Raw genomic sequence first — 24790 nt, forward strand, 5'->3', positions numbered from 1 at the left:
GATCAGTGGGCGTTGCGCGCAGCCATCGTGCGCGCGAATTCGGACGGTGCCGCCGGCGCGGCCACCGGTTCGGGCGCGAGTCCCCGGGTGCTGGCGACGGCCGGGCCGGTGCCGCCCTTCATCGCGTTGCGGGCGGCCTGCAAGGCTTCACCGATGTCGCGCGCGGTCACCTCGAGCACACGCGCATGGCGCTGCGCGACGGCGGCCAGCGCGGCGCCCACCTTCGTGGGTGGCAGCGTGGTGACGAGGTCGACCACTTCGTTGGCCAGGCTGCCGGTCAGGCGCAGCACGTCGCCGTCGCTGTCGGCACCCCGCACCGGGCGGCCGGCGGGCAGGCGGCGCACCATGTGGAGCACCTCGTCGTTGAGGCCCCAGTGGCGTGCGACGGCGGCGCCCAGTTGTTCGGTGTCGACGCCCAGCACGGCGAACGAGGCGGCTTCCTCGGTCATGCCGGCCAGTTCCGGTTCGCCCGGCGCGGGCGGCGGCAGCGTCTGCATCAGTTCGCGGATCTGCTCGGCCTCGTCCGGGAAGTGGTACTGCACGAGCAGGCGGCCGAGGTTCTGCAGGATGGTGACGAGGTAGACGACCTCGGGGTCGTAGCCCGGGGGCCGCAGCAGTTGCGCGGCGTGGCCGGCCAGGCGGACGCGGTCCATCAGGCGTTCGAGCGCGGCCGCGTTCGTCTCGTTCAGCGGCCCCGGCCACGCGCGCAGCGCGGAGGCGGCCTGGCGCAGGCCCTTGAGGCCCACGAGCGCGATGGCGCGGCGCAGCGTCAGCACGGGCGCGCCGCCGGAGGCCTGGGTGCCCTGCACCTGGGCGGAGTTCACGTGGCGCAGCAGTTCGAAGCTCAGGGCCATGTCCTGGAGCACCTGCGCGGCCATCTCGTCGGTGCGCTGGCCTTCGGCCATCGCGAGGCGGGCGACGCGGGCGCCCACACCCGGCGAGGCCGGCAGGTGGCCCACGGTGTGGAGGCGGTCGAGCAGCAGCGCGAGGGGGCCGCCCGAATCGTTCGCGGCGGCCTCGCGCCAGCCGTTGAGCGCGGTGAGCAGCGTGCGGGCGTTGTGGTAACGCTGGCGTTCCTGGCGGTCCGTCGCGCGGTTGGCGATGGCGCGCAGGCCTTCGGCCACCGGCTGCGGCGTGGTCCACGGCAGGCGGATGATGTCGCGGCCCACGGGCGGCAGGCGGTCGACCACGCGGGCGGTGTCGGGTTCGTCGAGGGCGGGCTGGCCGCTCAGCATCAGGTGCAGCAGCAGGCCCGCGGTGAGCACGTCGCGCTGCGCGGCCGCGCGGCCGGCCTGCAGGCCGTTGGCATCCACCGGGGTCGAGCGGCCACCGGGCTCGGCGGCGTAGGTGACGCCGCAGGCGGCGAGGCCCATCACGCGCACGACACCCTGGTCGCTCACGATCACCTGGTGCGGCTGGATGTCGCCGTGGGCGAGGCCGGCCTGATGCGCGAAGGCGAGGCCTTCGAGCAGCTGGATGGTCCAGTCGACCGCGTCGCCCGGGGCGAGGTTGCGCTGGGCTTCCAGGCGCTCGCCGAGGGTCTCGCCCAGCTGGCGGTCGACCGAGACGTACGGCCAGTGCTCGTGCACGCCGATCTCGACGACGTGCGCGAGGTTCGGGTGGTTCAGCCGAGAGGCACGCTCCGTCTCGCCCTTCCACACCTGCAGCGCGGCCTCGTCGGCGGGCTGCGTGCGCGGCATCGTGAGCATGACTTCCTGCTGCGCACGCGGATCGAACGCGAGCCACGACATGCTGCGCACGCTCTTGCCCAGCAGCCGGCGCAGTTCGAAGCGGCCGAACGCCCGTGTAGGGGCCGGCTTGGCAGCAGCAGTGGTTTCGGGAGCGGACATCGGGCGCAGCGGACGAATTCGAAATCTGAGGGACTGGCCTATTGGACCCCGGCTGCCGGGTGAGCAAGCGCAAATGAACTGCGTGAAACCGGCCCTAATTCCCGTTCCGACCGACCGCACGGCCGTGCTGCGAAGCCCGCGCTATCGCCACCATAGGCACGCCGCCGGGGTCGCCCGGATACGGCGGGTGAACCTTTGTGTCAAAATTGCCCAACCGTTCCACTTGGCCTCTCGCCAGGTGGCCCATGCTTTAGGACATGACCATGAGCAGCGAACTGATCAAACACACCACGGACGCTTCCTTCGACAGCGACGTGCTCCAGGCCGGCCAACCCGTGCTGGTCGACTACTGGGCCGAGTGGTGCGGCCCCTGCAAGATGATCGCCCCGATCCTCGACGAAGTGTCGAAGGACTACGACGGTCGGCTGAAGATCGCCAAGATGAACGTCGACGAGAACCGCGACGTCCCGGCGAAGTTCGGCATCCGTGGCATCCCCACGCTGATGCTGTTCAAGGACGGTCAGCTGGCCGCCACGAAAGTCGGCGCCCTGTCGAAAGCCCAGTTGACGGCCTTCCTCGACGGTCATCTATAATCCTCCCAACCGCGATGGAGCCGGGGCCCGCTGAAGCCGGCGCGCCCCTCTTCATCGCCTGAAGTTCTGCCACCCGGCCCGCCAGGCATCGATCCACGGATCACGCGGCGTTCGGGTTCGGCCCCCCTCCCCAGCTTTTCCGTTCGCCCGGGCGTTTGCCCGGAACCTTTCACCGGGCCGCGCCTGTGCGCATCCGCCCGACTGGCTTCACCCCAGGGTCCCCACCCATGCACCTGTCAGAACTGAAAGCCCTCCACGTTTCCGCGCTCATCAAGATGGGCGAGGAACTGGAAATCGACGCCGTCACGCGCATGCGCAAGCAGGAGCTGATGTTCGCGATCATGAAAAAGCGCGCCAAGGGGGGCGAGCAGGTCTTCGGCGACGGTGTGCTCGAAGTGCTGCCCGACGGCTTCGGCTTCCTGCGCGCGCCGGACGCGAGCTACATGGCGTCCACCGACGACATCTACCTGTCGCCCAGCCAGATCCGCCGCTTCAACCTCCACACCGGCGATGCCATCGAAGGTGAAGTGCGGGTACCGAAGGACGGCGAGCGCTACTTCGCCCTCGTGAAGGTCGACCGTGTCAACGGCCTGACCCCGGAGGAAAGCAAGCACAAGATCATGTTCGAGAACCTGACGCCGCTGTTCCCGAAGGAACAGTTCCGTCTCGAGCGTGACATCAAGGCCGAGGAAAACATCACCGGCCGCATCGTCGACCTCATCGCCCCGCTGGGCAAGGGCCAGCGCGCGCTGCTCGTCGCCCCGCCCAAGAGCGGCAAGACGGTGATGATGCAGAACCTGGCCCATGCCATCACGGCCAACTACCCCGACGTCTACCTGATCGTGCTGCTCGTCGACGAGCGCCCGGAAGAAGTCACGGAAATGCAGCGCACCGTGCGCGGCGAGGTCATCAGCTCCACCTTCGACGAACCCGCGGCCCGCCACGTGCAGGTGGCCGAGATGGTGATCGAGCGCGCCAAGCGCCTGGTCGAGATGAAGAAGGACGTGGTCATCCTCCTCGACTCCATCACCCGCCTCGCCCGCGCGTACAACAACGTGCTGCCGTCTTCGGGCAAGGTGCTCACCGGCGGTGTCGACTCCAACGCGCTGCAGCGCCCCAAGCGCTTCTTCGGCGCGGCGCGCAACATCGAGGAAGGCGGCTCGCTCACCATCATCGGCACCGCGCTGGTCGACACCGGCAGCCGGATGGACGAAGTCATCTACGAAGAGTTCAAGGGCACCGGCAACTGCGAAATCCACCTGGATCGCCGCATGGCCGAGAAGCGGGTCTACCCGTCGATCCTTCTGAACAAGTCGGGCACGCGCCGCGAGGAACTGCTGCTGAAGCCGGAAATCCTCCAGAAGACCTGGATCCTGCGCAAGCTGCTGTACTCGATGGACGAGATCGAGGCGATGGAGTTCATCCTCGACAAGATGAAGTCGACGAAGACCAACCTGGACTTCTTCGACATGATGCGCCGCGGCGGCTGACGCCCGCGCATCGAGGCCCCTCGCCTGCAAATAGTGGCGCGAGGCGGTTTTGTGACGCTATAATCTGCGGTTTCCCGCATTCTGGAAAGTGCGCCGAACGGTTCGGCGTGGCTTCCGGGTTCACCAGCGATAAAAGGTTTTCCGATGAAAGAAGGCATTCACCCCAACTACCGCGACGTCTGCTTCGTGGACCTGTCGAACGGTTTCAAGTTCGTGACGCGCTCGTGCGCCCAGACGAAGGAAACCATCAAGCTCGACGACGGCCGTGAAGTGCCGCTGTTCAAGCTCGAAACCACGAGCGAATCGCACCCCTTCTACACCGGCACGCAGAAGAGCGTGGACTCGCTGGGCGGCCGCGTCGAGAAGTTCCGCAACAAGTTCGCCCACCTGAAGAAGTGATTCTTCGGGCTGCGATGCAGCTTGCGGCAAAACGGAAAAGGCAGCTCAGGCTGCCTTTTTTGTTGTCCGGCGCCTGTTGCTGCTTCGCATCCGCCGTATTTCCGCATCGGCATCCGGGCCCTCCCCGCCGGCTTGCGGCATCATCACGACCTTTGTGACACGCTGACTCCTTGAACTCGCCGAACCCCGCCCTCGTCACCGAACGCGCGGCCACGCGCCTGCCGCGGGTCGCGCTGCTGCTGTTGTGCGCGGCCTACCTGCTGCCGGGCCTGTTCGGCCGCGACCCCTGGAAAAGCGCCGACATCACCGCGTTCGGCTACATGATGAGCCTCGCCAAGGGCCACGGCTCCTGGCTGATGCCCACCATCGGCGGCCTGCCGGCCGACGGCGCCCTGCTGCCGTACTGGGTGGGCGCGGGATTCATCGAACTGCTGGGGCCGTGGATCGGTGCACCGCTGGCGGCCCGCATTCCCTTCGCCCTGCTGCTCGGCATCGTGATGATGCTGACCTGGTACAGCACCTTCCACCTCGCCCGCACCGAAGCCGCCCAGCCGCTGCCGTTCGCCTTCGGCGGCGAGGCCAAACCGGTCGACTACGCCCGGGCGCTGGCCGACGGCGCCCTGCTCGCCCTGATCGCGTCGCTCGGCCTGCTGCAACTCGGCCACGAGACCACGCCCGAGCTCGGGCAGCTGGCCGGGGTCGCGCTGTTCCTCTACGCCATGGCCGCTGCGCCGTTCCGCTCGTGGGAACCCCGGGTCGCCGCACTGTGCTCGCTGCCAGTGATGGCCGCCAGCGGCGCGCCCACCATCGCCATCACGCTGGGCGTCGCCGGCATCGTGCTGTGCCGCCGGTCCAGCTACGAGTCGGTGCGGCGCCTGGTCGTCTGGCTGGTCGTCGCGCTGGTGCTCGCCGCGCTGGCCGCCACGGTGTTCGGCGCCTGGGGCCTGCGGCTCAAGGGCTACGACCGCCTCGGGTCCATCGGCTCGCTGCTGCGCCAGTTCCTGTGGTTCCTCTGGCCCACCTGGCCGCTCGCGCTGTGGACGCTGTGGCGCTGGCGCAAGCACCTGCTGAACCGGCACATCTCGGTGCCCCTCAGCAGCGCCCTGGTCGCGCTGGTGGCCTGCCTGTCGATGGGCGGCTCCGACCGCGCCCTGATGCTCGCCCTGCCCCCGCTGGCCGTGCTGGCCGCGTTCATCCTGCCCACGCTCCAGCGCAGCACCGCGGCAGCCCTCGACTGGTTCTCGGTGTTCTTCTTCACCATCAGCGCGCTGTTCGTCTGGGTCATGTACCTGGCCATGCAGACGGGCTGGCCGGCGAAGCAGGCGGCGAACATCGCCAAGCTGGCGCCGGGCTTCACGCCGTCGTTCTCCTGGATCGCGCTGGTGCTCGCGCTGCTCGGCACGGCCGCCTGGCTGTGGCTCGTGCAATGGCGCACGGGCCGCAACCGCCATCCGCTGTGGAAGAGCCTCGTGCTGCCGGCGAGCGGCGTGGCCCTGTGCTGGCTGCTGGCCATGACGCTGTGGCTACCCGCGCTCGACTACGCCCGCAGCTACCAGCCGCTCGTGAGCCGCGTCTCGCAGCACGTGCCGCCAGGGGCCTGCATCATCGCGCCGGGCATGAACCGCGGCCTGATCGCGGCCGTCGAGTACTTCGGCGGCTTCGACGTGGATGCGGTGAACAACGAGCAGTCGTCCGACTGCGAGGTGCTGTTCGTCTCGGAGACCCGCACGGACCGGCCGGCGGTCAGCGCCGGCTGGACGCTGGTGGCCCGGGAGGTGCGGCCGACGGATCGGGACACCATCGTGGCGGTCTACAGGCGCACGCGGCTCGCGGCGCGCTGACACCCCGAAATGAGTCATCCCGGCGAAGGCCGGGCCCTACCGCATCGGCCCGGGGTCCCGGCCTTCGCCGGGATGACGACAGCGTTCAAGCCGCCGCGCGTTCGCCGGCCTGCGTGCGCGGTGCCGGCACCCGGACGCGCGCCGCCGGCAGCAGCAGCGCGAACCGCGAGCCCTTGCCGATCTCGCTCGTCACTTCCAGTTCGCCGCCATGGCGCTGGATCACGTGCTTGACGATCGACAGGCCGAGGCCGGTGCCGCCCGTGTCCCGCGAACGGCTGCCGTCGACGCGGTAGAAGCGTTCGGTGAGGCGCGGGATGTGTTCGCGTTCGACACCGATGCCCGTGTCGGTCACGGCCACCTCGCCGGAGCCGTCGTCGCGGCTGCGCCAGGTCACGGTGATGCGACCGCCCTCCGGCGTGTAGCGCACGGCGTTGTTCACGATGTTGGTGAGCGCGCTGAGCAGTTCGGGCTCGTTGCCGGCGACCTGCACCGGGCAGTCGGACGGGAAGGTCAGCACGTGGCGGCCGGCCGACAGCGCGGTGGCGTCGGCCTGCGACTGGGCCAGCAGCTTCGACAGCGGCACCCAGCGGTCGCTGGGCGGGCGCGGGCTGCCTTCGAGCTGCGCGAGTGTCAGCAGGTCGGCCACCAGCGTCTGCATGCGCTGGGTCTGCTGCCCCATCAGCATCAGCACCCGCTTGCGCTCGACTTCGGTGAGCGGCAGGCTGCCCATGGTCTCGATGAAGCCGGCCACCACGGTCAGCGGTGATCGGATCTCGTGGGACACGTTCGCGACGAAGTCGCGGCGCATCGCGTCGGCACGCTCGCGCTGGGTCACGTCCTGCGACAGCACCAGGCGCAAGCCCTCGCCGTACGTTCGGATGGCAATCGACAGCGTGCTGCGCGCCCGCAGGTCGTTCACCGTGATGGGCTCGGCCGTGTCGGGCCGCTGCAGGGCCGCCACGAAACCGGGGGCCCGCACGAGGTTGGTGACGGGCTGCAGGCGGTCGCGCTCGGGGTGAAGGCCGAAATGGTCCGCGGCCACCGAGTTGCACCAGGTGATCTGGTCGTTGCTGTCCAGCAGCAGGATGCCGTTGGGCGAGGCCTCCATGGCCGACAGGAACTGCTCGAGTCGCACGCGCTCCTGCTCGGTGCCACGCTCGCGGCTGCGGATGGAGCGCTCCACCCGGTAGCCGATCTCGCCCCAGAAGCCGGTGTCGCGCGGCGCGGCCTCTTCCTGCGAGCCGGCCAGCCAGTGGATCAGCCGGTAGCCGCGGATGGTGTCGATCAGCGCGATCACGCCGACCCCCACCGCACCGCCCAGCAACGCGCCGATGAGCGGCGCATGGACGTGATCCCCCGAGAGGTAGCCGATCACGCCGCCCACCACCATGGCCAACACGCTGGCCAGGAATCGGGGAAACAACCAGGTCATCGGGTCCCGCTCGAAAAAGGAGGCATGTCAGGCCGACACGGGCTGGAGCTGCTGGGTCAGGCGGTAGCCGGCACCGCGGACCGTCTCGATCATGTTGGCGCAGTTCACCGGCGACAGCGCTTCGCGCAGCCGCTTCACGTGGACGTCCACGGTGCGTTCCTCGATGAACACGTGGTCGCCCCACACCCGGTCGAGCAACTGCGAACGGCTGTGGACCCGCTCCGGATGGGTCATGAAGAAGTGCAGCAGCCGGAACTCCGTAGGGCCCAGGCGCACTTCCTGAGATTCGCGCGACACCCGGCGCGTGGCCGGGTCGAGGCGCAGCGCGCCCACTTCCACCGCGGCGTCGAGGGCCTCGGGGGCCTTGCGGCGCAGCACGGCGCGGATGCGCGCCATCAGCTCGTGCGTGGAGAACGGCTTGGTCAGGTAGTCGTCCGCACCGGCGTCGAGACCGGAGATCTTGTCGGACTCCTCGGCCCGCGCCGTCAGCATGATGATGGGCAGGTCGCGCGTGCGCGCCTGGGAACGCCACCGCTTCGCGAGCGACAGGCCGGACTGGCCCGGCAGCATCCAGTCGAGGACGATCAGGTCGGGCAGCACGCGGTCGACCTGCAGCAGTGCCTCGTCGGCCGTGGTGGCGATGACCACCTCGTAGCCGGCGTGGCGCAGGTTGATGGACATCAGTTCGGCAATCGCCGACTCGTCTTCGACAACCAGGACTTGGCTCATGCGAAGTTTCTCCCGCGTCCGGTCATTTCACCATGGACTCGACGGCTGCCACGGTGTTGTGACGGACGTCGGTGCCCTTGACGATGTAGATGATGACTTCGGCGAGGTTCTTCGCGTGGTCGCCCACACGCTCGATGGCCTTCGCGACGAACACCAGGTCGATGCTGGAGGAGATCGTGCGCGGGTCTTCCATCATGTACGTGATGAGCTTGCGCATCAGGCCGTCGAACTCCTGGTCGATCTGGTCGTCCTGCTTGAGCACTTCGACCGCCTTCTGCGTGTCGAGGCGCGCGAAGGCGTCGAGCGCCTTGCGCAGCTGGGAGATGGCCAGCTCGGCTTCGTACGCCAGGTCGTTGACCGGGAGGCGGAGGCGGCTCGAGACGCCAGTGTTGATCAGGCGCTGCACCGTGCGGGCGATGCGGGCGGCTTCGTCGCCCACGCGCTCGAGGTTCGCGATGGTCTTCGAGATGGCGATCAGCAGGCGCAGGTCGCGCGCGGTGGGCTGGCGCCGGGCGATGATGGTCGAGAGGTCGTGGTCGATCTCGACTTCCATCGTGTTGACGCGCTCTTCGTTGCGCAGCACTTCGCTCGCGATGTCGCCGCTGAAGTGCGAGAGCGCGTAGACCGCCTGCGCCACCTGGGATTCGACCAGGCCGCCCATCTCGAGCACCCGCGTGGAGATGCCGCTCAGTTCGCTGTCGAATTGCGTGGAAAGGTGTTTGTCCGTCATGTCCGTTGCCTCCTGGTCCGGGGTCAGCCGAAGCGACCCGTGATGTAGTCCTCGGTGTCCTTCTTCTTCGGCTTCATGAAGAGTTCGGAGGTGGGACCGAACTCGATCAGGTCACCGAGGTACATGTACGCGGTGTAGTCCGAGCAGCGGGCCGCCTGCTGCATGTTGTGCGTCACGATGACGACCGTGTAGTCGTCCTTCAGCTCGTGGATCAGTTCCTCGATCTTGCCGGTGGAGATGGGGTCCAGCGCCGAGCACGGCTCGTCGAGCAGGAGCACCTCGGGCTTGATCGCGATGCCGCGCGCGATGCACAGGCGCTGCTGCTGGCCGCCCGACAGGCCCGAACCGCTCTGGTTCAGCTTGTCCTTCACCTCGTTCCACAGCGCGGCCTTCTTCAGGGCCCACTCGACACGTTCGTCCATCTCGACACGCGGCAGCGTCTCGAACAGGCGCACGCCGAAGGCGATGTTGTCGTAGATCGACATCGGGAACGGCGTGGGCTTCTGGAAGACCATGCCGATCTTGGCGCGGATCAGCGACACGTCCTGGCGGCTCTTGAGGATGTTCTCGCCGTCGATGGTGATGGAGCCTTCGGCGCGCTGTTCGGGGTAGAGCTCGAACATGCGGTTGAAGGTGCGCAGCAGCGTCGACTTGCCGCAGCCCGACGGGCCGATGAAGGCGGTGACCTTCTTCTCGGGGATGTCGAGGTTGATGTGCTTGAGCGCGTGGAAGGCGCCGTAATAGAAGTTCAGATCACGGACCGACAGCTTCGGCGCGTCGGTGACGGGGAATTCGACTTTGGTGTCCATGGAAGGTGTTCCCTCGGAAATCAGTTCTTGTGACGGAAGAGCACGCGCGCCAGGATGTTGAGCGCGAGCACACCGACCGTGATCAGGAAGACGCCGGCCCAGGCGAGCTTCTGCCAGTTTTCATACGGGCTCATGGCGAACTTGAAGATCGTCACGGGCAGGCTGGCCATCGGCTCGGTCAGGCTCGAGGTCCAGAACTGGTTCGACAGCGCGGTGAACAGCAGCGGCGCGGTTTCGCCGGCGATGCGGGCCAGGGCCAGCAGGATGCCGGTGATGACGCCGGCGCGGGCCGACTTCAGCGTGATGGTCAGGATGACGCGCCACTTGGGCGTGCCGAGCGCGTAGGCGGCTTCGCGCAGCGCGTTGGGCACCAGCGTCAGCATGTTCTCGGTGGTGCGGATGACGACCGGGATCACGATCAGGGCCAGGGCCAGGATGCCGGCGATGGCCGAGAAGGACTTGAACTGCGACACGACCACCGTGTAGATGAACAGGCCGATCACGATGCTCGGTGCCGACAGCAGGATGTCGTTGATGAAACGCACCGTGCCGCCGAGCCAGGTCTTCTGGCCGTACTCGCCGAGGTAGATGCCGGCCAGCACGCCGATCGGGGCGCCCACGAAGGTGGCGAGGCCGACCATCACGAGCGAGCCGAAGATCGCGTTGGCGAGGCCGCCGCTGTCGGCCATCGGGGGCGGGGTCATCTCGGTGAACGTCGACAGGTTCAGGCCGCCGATGCCGAGGCCGATGGTCTCGAACAGGATCCAGAACAGCCAGAAGATCCCGAAGGCCATCGCACCCATCGACAGGGTCAGCGCGACGCCGTTGACGGCCTTGCGGCGGCGGTGCTTCGAGAGCCGCGCTTCGTCCATGCGGATGAAGCCGTCGGTGGAGGGGGTGGCGCTCACGTGCGGGCTCCTTCGTTCTTCTTGAGGCGGGCCAGCAGCAGGCGCGACAGCGACAGCACCACGAAGGTGATGAAGAACAGCACGAGACCCAGGTAGATCAGCGAGGCCTGGTGCAGGCCTTCACCCGCTTCGGCGAACTCGTTGGCCAGGGCGGAGGAGATGCTGTTGGCGGCCTCGAACAGCGACAGGCTGTTGAGCTGGTTGAAGTTGCCGATCACGAACGTGACGGCCATGGTTTCGCCGAGGGCGCGGCCGAGGCCGAGCATGATGCCGCCGATGACACCGGTCTTGGTGTACGGCAGCACGACCTTGAACACGACTTCCCAGGTGGTGGACCCGAGGGCGTACGACGATTCCTTCAGCATCGGGGGGGTGACGGCGAACACGTCGCGCATCACCGACGCGATGAAGGGGATGATCATGATGGCGAGGATGATGCCGGCCGACAGGATGCCGATGCCCACGGGGGCGCCGGACACGAGGGTCGACAGCACCGGCACGCCGGCGAACAGCGATTGCAGCGGCTGCTGCACGTAGGTGGCCAGCACCGGGCTGAACACCAGCAGGCCCCACATGCCATACACGATGGACGGCACGGCGGCGAGCAGTTCGACGGCGATGCCCAGCGGGCGGCGGAGCCAGTTGGGCGAGAGTTCGGTGAGGAAGAGCGCGATGCCGAAGCTGACCGGCACGGCGATGAGCAGCGCGATGAACGAGGTCATCAGCGTGCCGTAGATCATGACCAGGCCGCCGTACTTGTTCTGGACGGGATCCCAGTCGCTGGTCCAGAGGAAGCTCAGGCCGTAGGCCTTGATGGACGGCGCGGCGCCGACCAGCAGCGACACGATGATGCCGGCGAGCAGCAGCAGCGTGAGGATGGCTGCGCCATGGGCGAGTGCCGAAAAGACCGTGTCAGCCCACGGGGCCGACTTGCGGGTCTCGGGGGGCCGCCCCGTGGGTTCGGAACGGGACATCTTGTCGTTGTCGTAATGCGATGCGGGGAGTGTAGCGGCCACGGCGCCTCCGGTATTCGGTTGTCAGGGCGCCGGACCCCCAACGGATCCGGCGCCCCGGGTCGATCACTTGAACGCGATGGCCTTGCCGTCGGCGCCCTTGATGTCGCCCCACTGCTTGCGCACCAGGTTCTTCACGGCTTCCGGCAGCGCGACGTACTCGAGGTCGCCGGCGGACTTGTCGCCGTTGGCGTACGCCCACTCGAAGAACTTCAGGGCTGCGGAGGCCGAAGCCGGCTTGTCCTGCGCCTTGTGCATCATGATGAACGTGGCGCCGGTGATGGGCCACGAATCCTTGCCCGGCTGCTCGGTCAGCACCTGGTAGAACGACTTGGCCCAGTCGGCACCGGCGGCGGCCGACTTGAAGGCGGCGTCGTCCGGCGAGGCGAAGTTGCCGTCCTTGTTCTTCAGCTGGGTGTACGTCATCTTGTTCTGCTTGACGTAGGCGTACTCGACGTAGCCGATCGAGTTCGGCAGGCGCTGCACGAAGGCCGACACGCCTTCGTTGCCCTTGCCGCCCGCGCCGGTGGGCCAGTTCACGGCGGTGCCTTCGCCGACCTTGGCCTTCCACTCGGCGTTCACCTTCGACAGGTAGTTCGTGAAGATGAAGCTGGTGCCCGAGCCGTCGGCGCGGCGGACCACGGAGATGGTGGCATCCGGCAGCGGCACGCCCGGGTTCAGCGCGGTCAGCGCCGGGTCGTTCCACTTGGTGATCTTGCCGAGGTAGATGTCGCCGAGGGCCTGGCCCGTCAGCTTGATCTGGCCGGCAGCGATGCCCTTGATGTTCACGACGGGGATCACGCCACCGATGACGGTGGGGAACTGCACGAGGCCGTCCTTGGCCAGCTCGTCGTCCTTCAGGGGGGCGTCGGAAGCGCCGAAGTCGACCGTCTTGCCACGGATCTGCTTCATGCCGGCACCAGAGCCGACGGATTGGTAGTTGATGCGGGCGCCGGTGGCCTTGTTGTACGAATCAGCCCACTTGGCATACAGGGGAGCCGGGAAGCTCGCGCCGGCGCCGGTCACGTCCTGGGCCATGGCCGCGCTGGCACCCACGGTCATTGCCAGTGCCACGGCGGTTCGGATCAGGGGAAAGTTCATTTGCATACCTTTCATGCATACTGACTGAGGGGGATGCAGCGAACTGTAAAAGTCCTCTGTGACAATGAAATGACAACTCGGATCCTCAATTGTCATAAAGCACCGGACCTTGATTGTCATTCGACATTCACGGAGTTGTCACATGGCATCCATAAGCTCCATCACAGTCCCGGGAATGAGCGTCGGGGATGGCGCCGGCCCGGGTTCTTTACCCTTAGGAGTTCCTGACATGATGAAAAAACGCTCCTGGCTCCTCGCCAGCACGGCCGCCGCTGCCCTGTTCCTCGTGGGCTGCGCCTCGACCCCCGCTCCGAAGACCGTGGCGCAGACCATCGCCGAAACCCCGCAGCTGTCCACCCTGAACAAGCTCATCGTCGACAACGGCCTGACCGACGCGCTCAACGCCGCCGGCCCGTTCACGGTGTTCGCCCCGACGGACGACGCGTTCAAGGCCGTTCCGGCCAAGGCGTGGGAATCCCTGTCGAAGGACAAGGCCCGCGTTGTCGCCCTGCTCAAGTTCCACGTGGTGCCGGGCACCATGACGTCCGACAACGTGCGCAACGGCAACGCCCCGACCCTGAATGGCGCCAACGTGGCCCTCTCCAAGTCCGGTACTTTCATCACGATCGAAGACGCTGTCGTGACGACGCCCGACCTGAAGGCCACCAACGGTGTCGTGCACGTGATCGACCGCGTGCTGACCCCGCCGGCGGCGAAGTAAGCAGAACCGAAGGACATCGGGCCGCTCCCGCGGCCCGCTTCCCTCCCCGGCCGCCTCGTGCGGCCGGTTTCGTTTCCGGCCTGCCGCCGAAGCGGCAGGCGCCGCGTCAGGCGCGCAGCAGGTTGGCCAGGCGCTCGGCGCTGGCCTGCGCCACCTTCGGGTCGCGCGCCTCCACCATCACGCGCACCAGGGGCTCCGTGCCCGACGGCCGGATCAGCAGGCGGCCGTTGTTGCCCAGTTCCTTCTCCACCGCGGCCTGCTCGGCGGCGAGGCCCGGCGTGGCCTTCCAGTCCTGGCCCGGCTTCAGGCGCACGTTGACGAGCGTCTGCGGGAACAGCGTCACACCGTCCAGCAGCTGGGCCAGCGTCTTGCCGCTGCGGGCCACGGCCTGCAGGATCTGCAGGGAGCTCACGATGCCGTCGCCGGTGGTGTGGCGGTCCAGGGCCAGCAGGTGGCCGGAGCCCTCCCCGCCCAGCAGCCAGCCGCGGCTGGCCAGCTCCTCCAGCACGTAGCGGTCGCCGACCTTCGCGCGCACGAATTCGACGTCGCGCGCCTTCAGGGCCACCTCGACGGCCATGTTGGTCATCAGCGTGCCCACGGCGCCCGGAACCCGCTGCCCCTGGAGCAGCCGGTCGGCCACCATCACGTACAGCAGCTCGTCGCCGTTGTAGAGGCGGCCCTCGCCGTCCACCATCTGCAGGCGGTCGGCGTCGCCGTCGAGCGCCACGCCGTAGTGGGCCTTGTGTTCCTTGACGGCCGCCACGAGCGCCGCCGGCGATGTGGCCCCGCAGTTGGCGTTGATGTTGACGCCGTCCGGGCTGCAGCCGATGCAGATCACCTCGGCGCCCAGCTCGTGGAACACCTCGGGGGCCGTCTGGTACGCCGCGCCATGGGCGGCGTCGACGACGATCTTCAGGCCCTTCAGGGACAGGTCGTTCGCGAAGGTGCTCTTGCAGAACTCCACGTAGCGGCCGCGGGCGGCCTCCAGGCGGCGCGCCTTGCCGAGCTGGGCCGACGCGACCCATTCGGGTTCCTGCTTCAGCGCGGCTTCGACCTGGATCTCCCATTCATCGGGCAGCTTTTCACCGCTGGCGGAGAAGAACTTGATGCCGTTGTCCGGGTACGCGTTGTGCGAGGCGCTGATCACCACGCCCAGGTCCAGACGCAGCGCGCGCGTCAGGTAGGCCACGCCCGGGGTGGGCAGCGGACCGGTCAGCAGCACATCGACCCCTGCCGAGGCGAAACCGGCCTCGAGCGACGATTCGATCATGTAGCCGGAAATGCGCGTGTCCTTGCCGATCAGCACGGTGGGACGGTCGATGCTGGATTTCAGCACCCGGCCGACGGCATTGCCGAGGCGGAGCATGAAATCGGGGGTGATGGGGGACTGGCCCACCGTGCCACGGATGCCGTCGGTGCCGAAATAGGTTCTGCTCATCTTGTGTTGTCCGCTGAAGAGTCTGGAGGCGTGGGGCGCCGTGGGCGTGGATTGTGCGGCACTCAGGAGGCCGCAGCATCCCCCGAACCGGCGGCCCCCCACACCTTGAGGGCGTCGGCCGTGGCGGCCACGTCGTGGACGCGGACGATGCGGGCCCCGTGGTTCACGCTGGCCAGGGCGGCCGCGACACTGGCGGCCACACGATCGCCCACCGGGCGGCCGGTCACCTCACCGAGGGTACGCTTGCGCGACCAGCCCACCAGCAGCGGATACCCGAGGGGCAGCAGTTCCCGCTGGCGGGCGAGCAGCGCCAGGTTGTGGGCGGACGTCTTGCCGAAGCCAATGCCCGGGTCGAGGGTGATGCGCTCCGCGGCCACCCCGGCCGCCCGCACGGCATCGGCCCGCTCCCGCAGGAACGCCGCCACCTCGGCCACGACGTCGCCGTAGACCGGCTCCTCGGCCTGCATGGTCTTGGGCTCGCCCCGCATGTGCATCAGGCACACACCACAGGACGGGTGCGAGGCCACCACCTCCAGGGCGCCCGGCTGGCCGAGCGCCGCGATGTCGTTGACGATGTCCACGCCCAGGTCGAGCGCCGCGCGCATCACGCCGGGCTTGTAGGTGTCGATGGACAGCGGCACGCCGAGCCGGGCGGCGTCGCGCAGCACCGGCAGCACGCGGGCCAGTTCGTCCTCGAGCGAGACCGGGTCCGAACCCGGGCGGCTGGATTCCCCGCCGATGTCGAGGATGTCGGCCCCCTCCTCGATCAGCCGCTCGCAATGGCGCAGCGCGGCGGCCGTGGAGGCATGCTGCCCGCCGTCGGAGAACGAGTCCGGGGTGATGTTGACGATGCCCATCACCCGGGGTCGGCCCAGGTCGATGCGAAAACGAGTGGTTTGCCAGAACATCGGGCGGAAGAAGCGAAGAGAAAACAGGGGCCGCAATGAACAACGGGGCCGAAGCCCCGTTGTGGTCAAGCGATCAGGATCGCCGTGGTCGCGCTCAGGCCGCGGCCGGGGCGCTGCCCGGGTTCACCGGCGGCGTGGGGCCGCTCGGCTTGCTCGAGCCGGTGCTCCAGTCCTTCGGCGGACGCGGCGGACGGTCGTTCATGATGTCGTCGATCTGGTCGGCGTCGATGGTTTCCCATTCGAGGAGCGCCTTGGCCATCGCGTGCATCTTGTCCTGGTTGTCCTCGATGAGCTTGCGGGCGATGCCGTACTGCTCGTCGATGATGCGGCGGATCACGCCGTCGACCTTCTGCATCGTCTGCTCGGACACGTTGACCTGCTTGGTCACCGAACGGCCGAGGAAGACCTCGCCCTCGTTCTCGGCGTAGACCATGGGGCCCAGCTCGTCGGTCATGCCGTAGCGGGTGACCATGTCGCGGGCGATCTGCGTGGCACGCTCGAAGTCGTTGCTGGCACCGGTGGTCATCTGGTTCATGAACACTTCCTCGGCGATGCGGCCGCCGAACAGCACGGAGATGGTGCTGAGCATGCGTTCCTTGTCGAGGCTGTAGCGGTCGCCTTCCGGCAGCTGCATGGTGACACCCAGGGCACGGCCGCGCGGGATCACGGTGACCTTGTGGACCGGGTCGGTCTTCGGCAGCAGGCGCGCCACCAGGGCGTGGCCGGCTTCGTGGTACGCGGTGTTGCGGCGCTCTTCCTCGGGCATGACCATGGACTTCCGCTCGGGGCCCATCATGATCTTGTCCTTGGCGCGCTCGAAGTCGACCATGTCGACCACCCGGCCGTTGCGGCGGGCGGCGAACAGGGCGGCCTCGTTCACCAGGTTGGCGAGGTCGGCACCCGAGAAGCCCGGGGTGCCGCGCGCCAGGATGTCGGCGCGGATGTCCTGGCCGACCGGCACCTTGCGCATGTGCACGGTGAGGATCTGCTCGCGGCCGCGCACGTCGGGCAGCGTCACGTAGACCTGGCGGTCGAAGCGGCCCGGGCGCAGCAGCGCGGGGTCGAGGATGTCCGGGCGGTTCGTGGCCGCCATGACGATCACGCCGAGGTTGGTCTCGAAACCGTCCATCTCGACGAGCATCTGGTTCAGCGTCTGCTCGCGTTCGTCGTTGCCGCCGCCGAGGCCCGCGCCACGATGGCGGCCGACCGCGTCGATTTCGTCGACGAAGATGATGCAGGGGGCGCTCTTCTTGGCCTGCTCGAACATGTCGCGCACGCGGGCCGCGCCCACGCCGACGAACATCTCGACGAAGTCGGAGCCGGAGATGCTGAAGAACGGGACCTTGGCCTCACCGGCGATGGCCTTGGCGAGCAGGGTCTTGCCGGTGCCCGGAGGGCCGACCAGCAGCACGCCGCGGGGGATGCGGCCGCCGAGTTTCTGGAAGCGCTGCGGGTCCTTCAGGAAGTCGACCAGCTCGCGCACTTCCTCCTTCGCCTCGTCGCAACCGGCGACATCCGCGAAGGTGGTGGTGTTGTTGGCTTCGTCGAGCATGCGCGCCTTCGATTTGCCGAAGCTGAACGCACCGCCCTTGCCGCCGCCCTGCATCTGGCGCATGAAGTAGATCCAGACGCCGATCAGCAGCATCATGGGACCCCAGTTCAGCAGGATGCTCATCAGCACCGACTGCTCTTCACGGGGCTTCACGTCGAACTTGACGCCGCTGGCGATCAGGTCGCCGACGAGGCCGCGGTCGAGGTACGTGACCGTGCTGCGCAGGCGTTTGTCGTCGGTCGTGATGGCGGTGATGTCACCACCGACCGGACCTTCCGGCAGGATCACGGACTTGATGCGCTTGGCGCGCACTTCCTCGAGGAACTCCGAGTAAGCGATCTGCTGGCCCTGTGTTCCGCTCTTGTCGAACTGCTTGAACACGGTGAACAGCACGAGCGCGATCACCAGCCAGACAGCGACTTTAGAGAACCATTGATTGTTCACCGCGTTTCCTTCATGCCATCAGTATCTTCGTCGCCGGCACACGATGTGCCACGCATCCACGGCAGATGGGGACCATTCTAGTCCAGTCAAGGGCCACGCCTGCCGTGCATGTATCACCTTCCCGCACGGCTATTCCGGCCATTCGACGGAACTCAGCCAGCCTTCCCTGCCGCCCTTCCACCCGATTTCAGACCGATTCCCACCAGAAAGGTTTCAGACGATTTGTCCCGGGAGGCCTTCGGCTTGATGGCCTTGACCACGCGGAAGGTCTTCTTGAACAGGTCGACCAGGGGGTTGTAACTGGCGCCGTGGAACACCTTGGCCACCAGCGCCCCGTTCGGCACCAGGTGGTCCTGGGCGAAATCGACGGCCAGTTCGACCAGGCCCTCGATGCGGGCGGCATCGGCGCTGCCGATGCCCGACAGGTTGGGCGCCATGTCGGACACCACCAGGTCGACCGGGCGGCCATCCACGGCGGCGTCCAGTTCGGCCAGCACGGCGTCCTCGCGGAAGTCGCCCTGGATGAAGTGCACGCCCTCGATGGGCTCGAACGGGAGCAGGTCCAGCGCGATGATGGTGCCGTTGAGCTGGCCGACGGCCGCCCCGCCCGTGCCGGCGTCCTTCGGGGCGAACTTGCGCCGGAGGTACTGGCTCCAGGCGCCCGGCACGGCGCCCAGGTCGACCACCAGCTGGCCGGGCTTCACGAGGCCCAGCTGCTCGTCGATCTCCTTGAGCTTGTAGGCGGCGCGGGCCCGGTAGCCCTCTTTCTGGGCGAGCTTGACGTACGTGTCGTTCACGTGGTCGTTGAGCCACGCCTTGTTGACCTTCTTGCTTTTTGTCTGCGTCTTCATCGAGATTCCCGTACGGCAACGATAATAGCGGCATGCCTGCCATTGAACTCACCCCCGCCCAGCGCAAGGAACAGCGCTCGGCCGCCCATCACCTCGACCCGGTCGTCCTGATCGGCGGCGATGGGCTCACGCCTGCCGTCATCAAGGAAGTCGACCTCGCCCTGAGCTCCCACGGGCTCATCAAGGTGCGCGTCTTCTCCGACGACCGGGCCGCCCGCGAGGGCATGCTCGCCAAGCTCGCCCACGACCTGAACGCCGCCCCCATCCAGCACATCGGCAAGCTCCTGCTGCTGTGGCGCCCGCCGGTCGAGAAGGAAAAAGCCGAACGGGAAGGCCGCATGGCCGGCCCGAAGGTGGTCAAGATCCTGAAGTTCTCGAAGAGCGGCAACCACCGCCCGCAGGTCAAGAAGATCACGGTGCTGGGCAACCAGCGCATCGCCGCCGGCGGCCAGGTCAAGCGCGCGCACAAGCGCGTGACCAGCGTGAAGAAGACCCAGACCGATTGAAGTCCGACCCCGACCGGGCCGCGCGGCCCGGTCAGCGCGGCGCCGTGAGGCGCCAGGCCAGGGCCAGCACGAGCAGGCCCTTCAGCCCGAAGACGGCGACCGAAATGCCATGCAGGGCGCCGAACGACAGCGCACCCTTGCCCTCCCGGGCCGCGTCCATCGCCGACCCGATGCCGAAGTGGCCGAACACGGTGCAGAACAGCGCGCCCATCACCAGCAGCACATTGGCACTCAGCACGGAGCCCTGCTTCAACCGGGCCGCCGCACGGGCCTCGGCCCGCACCACCAGGAACAGCACCACGCTCATCGCGATGCTCAGGTAGGCCTCGCGCGTCAGCATGAAGCCGGCGAGCTTGCCGGCCACGTCGCGCGGCACCAGGGCGAAGCCGGCGGGCGTGCCGATGAAGGCCACGGCCAGCACGGCACCGGCCCAGAGGCCAGCCAGCACGGCGGCGACACGCCGGGGGTCGGGGCGCGCCACGGTCAGATGTAGCGGACTTCGATGATCTCGTAGCTCTTGAGGCCGCCCGGAGCGTTCACCTCGGCCACGGCGCCGGCTTCCTTGCCGATCAGCGCACGCGCGATGGGCGAGTTGATCGAGATGCGGCCTTCCTTCAGGTCGGCTTCGTCCTCGCCCACGATCTGGTACGTGACCGCCTTGCCCGAGTCCTCGTCTTCCAGGTCGACCGTGGCACCGAAGACCACGCGGCCTTCCGCGTTCAGCGCGGCCGGGTCGATGATCTGGGCGGCGGCCAGCTTGCCGTCGATCTCGAGGATGCGGCCCTCGATGAAGCCCTGCTTGTCCTTGGCGGCCTCGTACTCGGCGTTTTCGGAGAGGTCACCCTGCGCGCGCGCTTCGGCAATGGCCTGCACGACGGCGTGGCGTTCGACGGTCTTCAGGCGATGGAGCTCTTCCTTGAGCTTCTCGGCGCCGCGTTTGGTGAGGGGAATGGTAGCCATGGTTCAACCCTGGATCACGAAGATGTGAAGCTGAAAAGAAACCGCCGCCCTCTCCCTCGCGGGAGGCCGGCGGCGGCCGACATGCAAACTGAGTGTCGGATGAGTTTAGTGCAGTTCCGCGTGCAGCTCTTGCAGGGACAACACCACCAGGTCATCCTGGTGTTTCATGCCCTCCACCGCCGCTTCGCAGCCCGCCATGCTCGTGTAGTACGTGATGCGGTTCGCGAGCGCCGCCTGGCGGATGTGGCGCGAGTCGGCGATGGCCGTGCGCGTTTCGTCGACCGTGGTGAACACGAGCTGGATCTCGCCCGCCTTCAGCATGTCGACGATGTGCGGACGGCCGTCCTTCACCTTGTTGACCACGCGCACCGGCACACCACCTTCGGTGATGGCCGCGGCCGTGCCCTTGGTGGCCACGACCTGGAAGCCGAGCTGGTGCAGTTCGCGGGCCAGCACGACGGCACGTGCCTTGTCGTTGTTCTTCACGGTGATGCAGACCGTGCCCTTCGTGGGCAGGCGCGAGCCGGCGCCGAGCTGGCTCTTGAGCATGGCCTCGCCGAAGGTGCGGCCGGCGCCCATCACTTCACCCGTGGAACGCATCTCGGGGCCGAGGATGGGGTCCACGCCCGGGAACTTGTTGAACGGGAAGACGGCTTCCTTGACCGAGAAGTACGGCGGGATCACCTCGCGCGGCGGCTTGCCGTCGCTCGAACGCTGCTCCGAGAGCTTCTGGCCGACCATGCAGCGGGCGGCGATCTTCGCGAGCGCCTGGCCGGTGGCCTTCGAGACGAACGGCACCGTGCGCGACGCGCGAGGGTTCACCTCGAGCACGTACACGATGGCGTCGGCGCCCTCGCCCTGGATGGCGAACTGCACGTTCATCAGGCCCTTGACGTTCAGGGCCTTGGCCATCAGCACCGTCTGGCGGCGCAGTTCATCCTGCAGCGACTTCGGCAGCGAGTACGGCGGCAGCGAGCAGGCGGAGTCGCCCGAGTGGATGCCGGCCTGCTCCACGTGTTCCATGATGCCGCCGATCATGCAGTCGGTGCCGTCGCTGATGCAGTCGACGTCCACCTCGATCGCGTCGTCGAGGAAGCGGTCGAGCAGCACGGGCGACTTCTCGGAGACCTTCACGGCCTCGCGCATGTAGCGCTCCAGGTCCTTGTCGCCGTGCACGATTTCCATCGCGCGGCCGCCGAGCACGTAGCTCGGGCGCACCACGAGCGGGTAGCCGATCTCACCGGCGAGTTGCAGCGCCTGCTCCTCGGTGCGGGCGGTGCGGTTCGGCGGCTGCTTGAGGCCCAGCGTGTTCAGCAGGGCCTGGAAGCGCTCGCGGTCTTCGGCGATGTCGATGCTGTCCGGGGTGGTGCCCACGATGGGCACGCCGGCGCGCTCCAGGTCGAGCGCGAGCTTCAGCGGGGTCTGGCCGCCGTACTGCACGATCACGCCGACCGGCTTTTCCTTGTCGACGATCTCGAGCACGTCTTCGAGCGTCACCGGCTCGAAGTACAGGCGGTCGGACGTGTCGTAGTCGGTGGACACGGTTTCGGGGTTGCAGTTGACCATGATGGTCTCGTAGCCGTCTTCGCGCATCGCGAGGGCGGCGTGGACGCAGCAGTAGTCGAACTCGATGCCCTGGCCGATGCGGTTCGGGCCACCGCCCAGCACCACGATCTTCTTGTTCGTGGTGGGCGCGGCTTCGCACTCGGCGTCGTACGTCGAGTACATGTAGGCCGTCTGCGTGGCGAATTCGGCGGCGCAGGTGTCCACGCGCTTGTAGACCGGGCGCACGTTCTGGGCCCAGCGGGCTTCACGCACGGCGTGCTGGTTCGTGCCCAGCAGCTTGGCGAGGCGACGGTCCGAGAAGCCCTTCTGCTTCAGGAAACGCAGCTCGGCGGCCGACAGGCTTTCGAGGGCGCGGCCCTGCAGGGCGCTCTCGGTCTGGATGAGTTGCTCGATCTGGGCGAGGAACCATGGATCGATCGAGGTTTCCTCGTGGATCTCGTCGAGCGTCATGCCGATGCGGAAGGCATCGCCCACGTAGAGGATGCGCTCGGGGCCGGCTTCGCCGATCTCCTCGATGATCTCGTCGCGGTCGGTGCTGCGTTCCGTCAGGCCGTCGATGCCGGTCTCGAGGCCGCGCAGCGCCTTCTGGAAGCTTTCCTGGAAGGTGCGGCCCATGGCCATCACCTCGCCCACCGACTTCATCTGCGTGGTCAGGTGCGAATCGGCGGCCGGGAACTTCTCGAACGCGAAACGCGGGATCTTCGTGACGACGTAGTCGATGCTGGGCTCGAACGACACGGGCGTGGCACCGCCGGTGATGTCGTTGCGCAGTTCGTCGAGCGTGTAGCCCACGGCCAGCTTCGCCGCCACCTTGGCGATGGGGAAGCCCGTGGCCTTCGACGCGAGGGCCGACGAGCGGCTCACGCGCGGGTTCATCTCGATGACGACCATGCGGCCGTCCTTCGGGTTGATGGAGAACTGGACGTTCGAGCCGCCGGTGTCGACGCCGATCTCGCGCAAGATGGCGATGGAGGCGTTGCGCAGCAGCTGGTATTCGCGATCCGTGAGGGTCTGGGCCGGCGCCACGGTGATCGAGTCACCAGTGTGGATGCCCATGGGGTCCAGGTTCTCGATGGCGCAGACGATGATGCAGTTGTCCTTGCTGTCGCGGACCACTTCCATCTCGTACTCCTTCCACCCGATCAGGCTTTCCTCGATGAGGAGTTCCTTCGTGGGGGACAGGTCGAGGCCGCGCTTGCAGATCTCTTCGAACTCTTCGGGGTTGTAGGCGATGCCGCCGCCGGTGCCGCCGAGCGTGAAGCTCGGGCGGATCACCATCGGGAAGCCCGTGCCGCCGATCTCCTGCATGATGCGCCGCTGCACCGCGAGCGCCTCTTCCATCGAGTGGGCGATGCCCGAGCGCGCGGAGCCGAGGCCGATGCCGGTCATGGCGTCCTTGAACTTCAGGCGGTCTTCCGCCTTCTCGATGGCCTTCTCGTTCGCGCCGATCATCTCGACGTCGTACTTGGCCAGCACGCCGTGCTTGTGCAGGTCGAGCGCGCAGTTCAGCGCCGTCTGGCCACCCATGGTGGGCAGCACCGCGTCGGGGCGTTCCTTGGCGATGATCTTCTCGACCACCTGCCAGGTGATGGGTTCGATGTAGGTCACATCGGCCATCTCCGGGTCGGTCATGATGGTCGCCGGGTTGCTGTTGACCAGGATGACCTTGTAGCCCTCTTCGCGCAGGGCCTTGCAGGCCTGGGCGCCGGAGTAGTCGAATTCGCAGGCCTGGCCGATGATGATCGGGCCGGCGCCGATGATGAGGATCGATTTGAGGTCGTCGCGCTTAGGCATTCTTCTTCTCCATCAGCGCGGTGAAGCGGTCGAAAAGGTACGCAATGTCATGGGGACCGGGAGAGGCCTCGGGGTGGCCCTGGAAACAGAAAGCGGGTTTGTCGGTGCGGGCCAGGCCCTGCAGCGTGCCGTCGAACAGGCTGATGTGCGTGGGGCGCAGGTTGGCCGGCAGCGACTTCTCGTCCACCGCGAAGCCGTGGTTCTGGCTGGTGATGCTGACCTGGTTGGTGTCCAGGTCCTTCACGGGGTGGTTGCCGCCGTGGTGGCCGAACTTCATCTTGAACGTGCGGGCGCCCGAGGCGAGCGCCATGATCTGGTGGCCGAGGCAGATGCCGAACGTGGGCACGCCCGTCTCGATGATCTGGCGGGTGGACTCGATGGCGTAGTCGCACGGCTCCGGGTCGCCGGGGCCGTTGCTGAGGAACACGCCGTCCGGGTTCATGGCCAGCACGTCGGCGGCGGGCGTCTTCGCCGGCACCACCGTCACGCGGCAGCCGCGGCTCGCCAGCATGCGCAGGATGTTGCGCTTGACGCCGTAGTCGTAGGCCACCACGTGGTACTTGGCGTCCTTGACCTCGCCGAAGCCGGTGCCGAGGGCCCATTCGGTCTCGGTCCACTCGGTGATGCCACCCTGCGTGACCACCTGGGCCAGGTCGAGGCCGGCCATGCTCGGGGCGGCCTGGGCCAGCTCGATGGCTCGGTCGCGGTCGGCCTGGGTGATGGATTCACCGGCGGGCAGCGTCAGGATGCAGCCGTTCTGGGCGCCCTTCGTGCGCAGCAGGCGGGTGAGCTGGCGGGTGTCGATGTTGGCGATAGCGACGGTGCCCTCGCGCTGCAGGTACTGCGACAGCGTCATCGTCTCGCGGAAGTTCGAGGCGCGGATCGGCAGGTCCTTGATGATCAGGCCGGCGGCATGGACCTTGCGAGCCTCGACGTCTTCGGCGTTCACGCCGTAGCTGCCGATGTGCGGGTAGGTCAGCGTGACGATCTGGCGGGCATAGCTCGGGTCGGTGAGGATCTCCTGGTACCCGGTGAGCGACGTGTTGAACACGACTTCGCCGACCGTGTGCCCCACTGCGCCGATGGAGATGCCTTGGAAGACTGTTCCGTCCGCGAGAGCGAGAAGAGCCTGTTCTTGTATGGGCAGCAGTGGCG

General features: G+C 67.5%; 22 protein-coding genes. 6 read left to right on the forward strand and 16 right to left on the reverse strand.

The window, feature by feature from the left end; genetic code table 11:
• Positions 1-2: 2 nt before the first annotated feature.
• Positions 3-1850, reverse strand: coding sequence for a serine/threonine protein kinase (locus A4W93_RS16250; RefSeq protein ID WP_085751604.1), 1848 nt, complete (start codon positions 1848-1850; stop codon positions 3-5).
• 263 nt (positions 1851-2113) lie between these two features.
• Here A4W93_RS16250 and trxA point away from each other — a divergent pair, with 263 nt between their 5' ends.
• The 4 genes from trxA (at position 2114) to A4W93_RS16270 (ending at position 6173) form a co-directional block, all read left to right on the forward strand.
• Positions 2114-2443, forward strand: a complete 330-nt coding sequence (gene trxA, locus A4W93_RS16255; protein WP_056658703.1) for a thioredoxin TrxA — start codon at positions 2114-2116, stop codon at positions 2441-2443.
• Between the two features lie 227 nt (positions 2444-2670).
• Positions 2671-3933 carry a transcription termination factor Rho gene (rho, locus tag A4W93_RS16260; protein ID WP_085751605.1) on the forward strand — a complete coding sequence of 421 codons (1263 nt, stop codon included), beginning with the start codon at positions 2671-2673 and terminating at the stop codon, positions 3931-3933.
• Between the two features lie 144 nt (positions 3934-4077).
• The gene (locus tag A4W93_RS16265; protein ID WP_085751606.1) at positions 4078-4332 is read left to right on the forward strand and encodes a type B 50S ribosomal protein L31; all 255 of its coding nucleotides are present in this window, start codon (positions 4078-4080) and stop codon (positions 4330-4332) included.
• Between the two features lie 170 nt (positions 4333-4502).
• A complete protein-coding gene (locus A4W93_RS16270) occupies positions 4503-6173 on the forward strand; it encodes a hypothetical protein (protein ID WP_085751607.1) in 1671 nt (556 codons plus the stop codon).
• 85 nt (positions 6174-6258) lie between these two features.
• Here the strand turns inward: A4W93_RS16270 and phoR are convergent, their stop codons facing one another.
• From phoR to pstS, 7 genes are all read right to left on the reverse strand, one after another.
• Positions 6259-7605: a phosphate regulon sensor histidine kinase PhoR gene (gene phoR / locus A4W93_RS16275; protein ID WP_085751608.1), complete on the reverse strand. Its 1347-nt coding sequence runs from the start codon at positions 7603-7605 to the stop codon at positions 6259-6261.
• A gap of 27 nt (positions 7606-7632) precedes the next feature.
• On the reverse strand, positions 7633-8334 hold the full coding sequence (phoB, locus tag A4W93_RS16280) for a phosphate regulon transcriptional regulator PhoB (RefSeq protein WP_085751609.1): 702 nt from the start codon (positions 8332-8334) through the stop codon (positions 7633-7635).
• Positions 8335-8356: 22 nt separating this feature from the next.
• A complete protein-coding gene (phoU, locus tag A4W93_RS16285) occupies positions 8357-9064 on the reverse strand; it encodes a phosphate signaling complex protein PhoU (protein WP_085751610.1) in 708 nt (235 codons plus the stop codon).
• 23 nt (positions 9065-9087) lie between these two features.
• On the reverse strand, positions 9088-9873 hold the full coding sequence (gene pstB / locus A4W93_RS16290; protein ID WP_085751611.1) for a phosphate ABC transporter ATP-binding protein PstB: 786 nt from the start codon (positions 9871-9873) through the stop codon (positions 9088-9090).
• A 20-nt stretch (positions 9874-9893) separates the two neighbouring features.
• On the reverse strand, positions 9894-10745 hold the full coding sequence (gene pstA, locus A4W93_RS16295; protein WP_085754194.1) for a phosphate ABC transporter permease PstA: 852 nt from the start codon (positions 10743-10745) through the stop codon (positions 9894-9896).
• Positions 10746-10777: 32 nt separating this feature from the next.
• Positions 10778-11755 (reverse strand): phosphate ABC transporter permease PstC, encoded by a 978-nt coding sequence (gene pstC, locus A4W93_RS16300; protein WP_085751612.1) that lies wholly within the window; start codon positions 11753-11755, stop codon positions 10778-10780.
• 105 nt (positions 11756-11860) lie between these two features.
• Positions 11861-12895, reverse strand: a complete 1035-nt coding sequence (gene pstS / locus A4W93_RS16305) for a phosphate ABC transporter substrate-binding protein PstS (RefSeq protein ID WP_085751613.1) — start codon at positions 12893-12895, stop codon at positions 11861-11863.
• Positions 12896-13124: 229 nt separating this feature from the next.
• On the opposite strand from pstS, the gene A4W93_RS16310 reads away from it, so the two are divergent.
• Positions 13125-13616 carry a fasciclin domain-containing protein gene (locus tag A4W93_RS16310; RefSeq protein ID WP_085751614.1) on the forward strand — a complete coding sequence of 164 codons (492 nt, stop codon included), beginning with the start codon at positions 13125-13127 and terminating at the stop codon, positions 13614-13616.
• A 106-nt stretch (positions 13617-13722) separates the two neighbouring features.
• Here A4W93_RS16310 and glmM read toward each other — a convergent pair whose 3' ends face one another.
• The 4 genes from glmM to A4W93_RS16330 all read right to left on the reverse strand — a co-directional run bounded on the left by glmM (position 13723) and on the right by A4W93_RS16330 (position 18809).
• The gene (gene glmM / locus A4W93_RS16315; protein WP_085751615.1) at positions 13723-15054 is read right to left on the reverse strand and encodes a phosphoglucosamine mutase; all 1332 of its coding nucleotides are present in this window, start codon (positions 15052-15054) and stop codon (positions 13723-13725) included.
• A 62-nt stretch (positions 15055-15116) separates the two neighbouring features.
• Positions 15117-15962, reverse strand: a complete 846-nt coding sequence (gene folP, locus A4W93_RS16320) for a dihydropteroate synthase (protein ID WP_085751616.1) — start codon at positions 15960-15962, stop codon at positions 15117-15119.
• Positions 15963-16056: 94 nt separating this feature from the next.
• Complete coding sequence (gene ftsH, locus A4W93_RS16325; protein ID WP_085751617.1) at positions 16057-17958, reverse strand: ATP-dependent zinc metalloprotease FtsH; 1902 nt, start codon at positions 17956-17958, stop codon at positions 16057-16059.
• A 152-nt stretch (positions 17959-18110) separates the two neighbouring features.
• Positions 18111-18809, reverse strand: coding sequence for an RlmE family RNA methyltransferase (locus A4W93_RS16330; RefSeq protein ID WP_085751618.1), 699 nt, complete (start codon positions 18807-18809; stop codon positions 18111-18113).
• Positions 18810-18841: 32 nt separating this feature from the next.
• Between A4W93_RS16330 and A4W93_RS16335 the strand changes: the two genes are divergently transcribed.
• On the forward strand, positions 18842-19315 hold the full coding sequence (locus tag A4W93_RS16335) for a YhbY family RNA-binding protein (RefSeq protein ID WP_085751619.1): 474 nt from the start codon (positions 18842-18844) through the stop codon (positions 19313-19315).
• A gap of 31 nt (positions 19316-19346) precedes the next feature.
• On the opposite strand, the gene A4W93_RS16340 is transcribed toward A4W93_RS16335, so the two are convergent.
• From A4W93_RS16340 to carA, 4 genes are all read right to left on the reverse strand, one after another.
• Complete coding sequence (locus A4W93_RS16340; protein ID WP_085751620.1) at positions 19347-19796, reverse strand: DUF4149 domain-containing protein; 450 nt, start codon at positions 19794-19796, stop codon at positions 19347-19349.
• Positions 19797-19798: 2 nt separating this feature from the next.
• On the reverse strand, positions 19799-20275 hold the full coding sequence (greA, locus tag A4W93_RS16345) for a transcription elongation factor GreA (RefSeq protein ID WP_085751621.1): 477 nt from the start codon (positions 20273-20275) through the stop codon (positions 19799-19801).
• Positions 20276-20380: 105 nt separating this feature from the next.
• On the reverse strand, positions 20381-23635 hold the full coding sequence (gene carB / locus A4W93_RS16350) for a carbamoyl-phosphate synthase large subunit (protein ID WP_085751622.1): 3255 nt from the start codon (positions 23633-23635) through the stop codon (positions 20381-20383).
• On the reverse strand, positions 23628-24785 hold the full coding sequence (gene carA, locus A4W93_RS16355) for a glutamine-hydrolyzing carbamoyl-phosphate synthase small subunit (RefSeq protein ID WP_085754195.1): 1158 nt from the start codon (positions 24783-24785) through the stop codon (positions 23628-23630). The genes carB and carA overlap by 8 nt, the downstream gene beginning before the upstream one ends.
• Positions 24786-24790: the final 5 nt, after the last annotated feature.

The sequence above is a fragment of the Piscinibacter gummiphilus genome (assembly GCF_002116905.1).
Lineage (GTDB): Bacteria > Pseudomonadota > Gammaproteobacteria > Burkholderiales > Burkholderiaceae_C > Rhizobacter > Rhizobacter gummiphilus.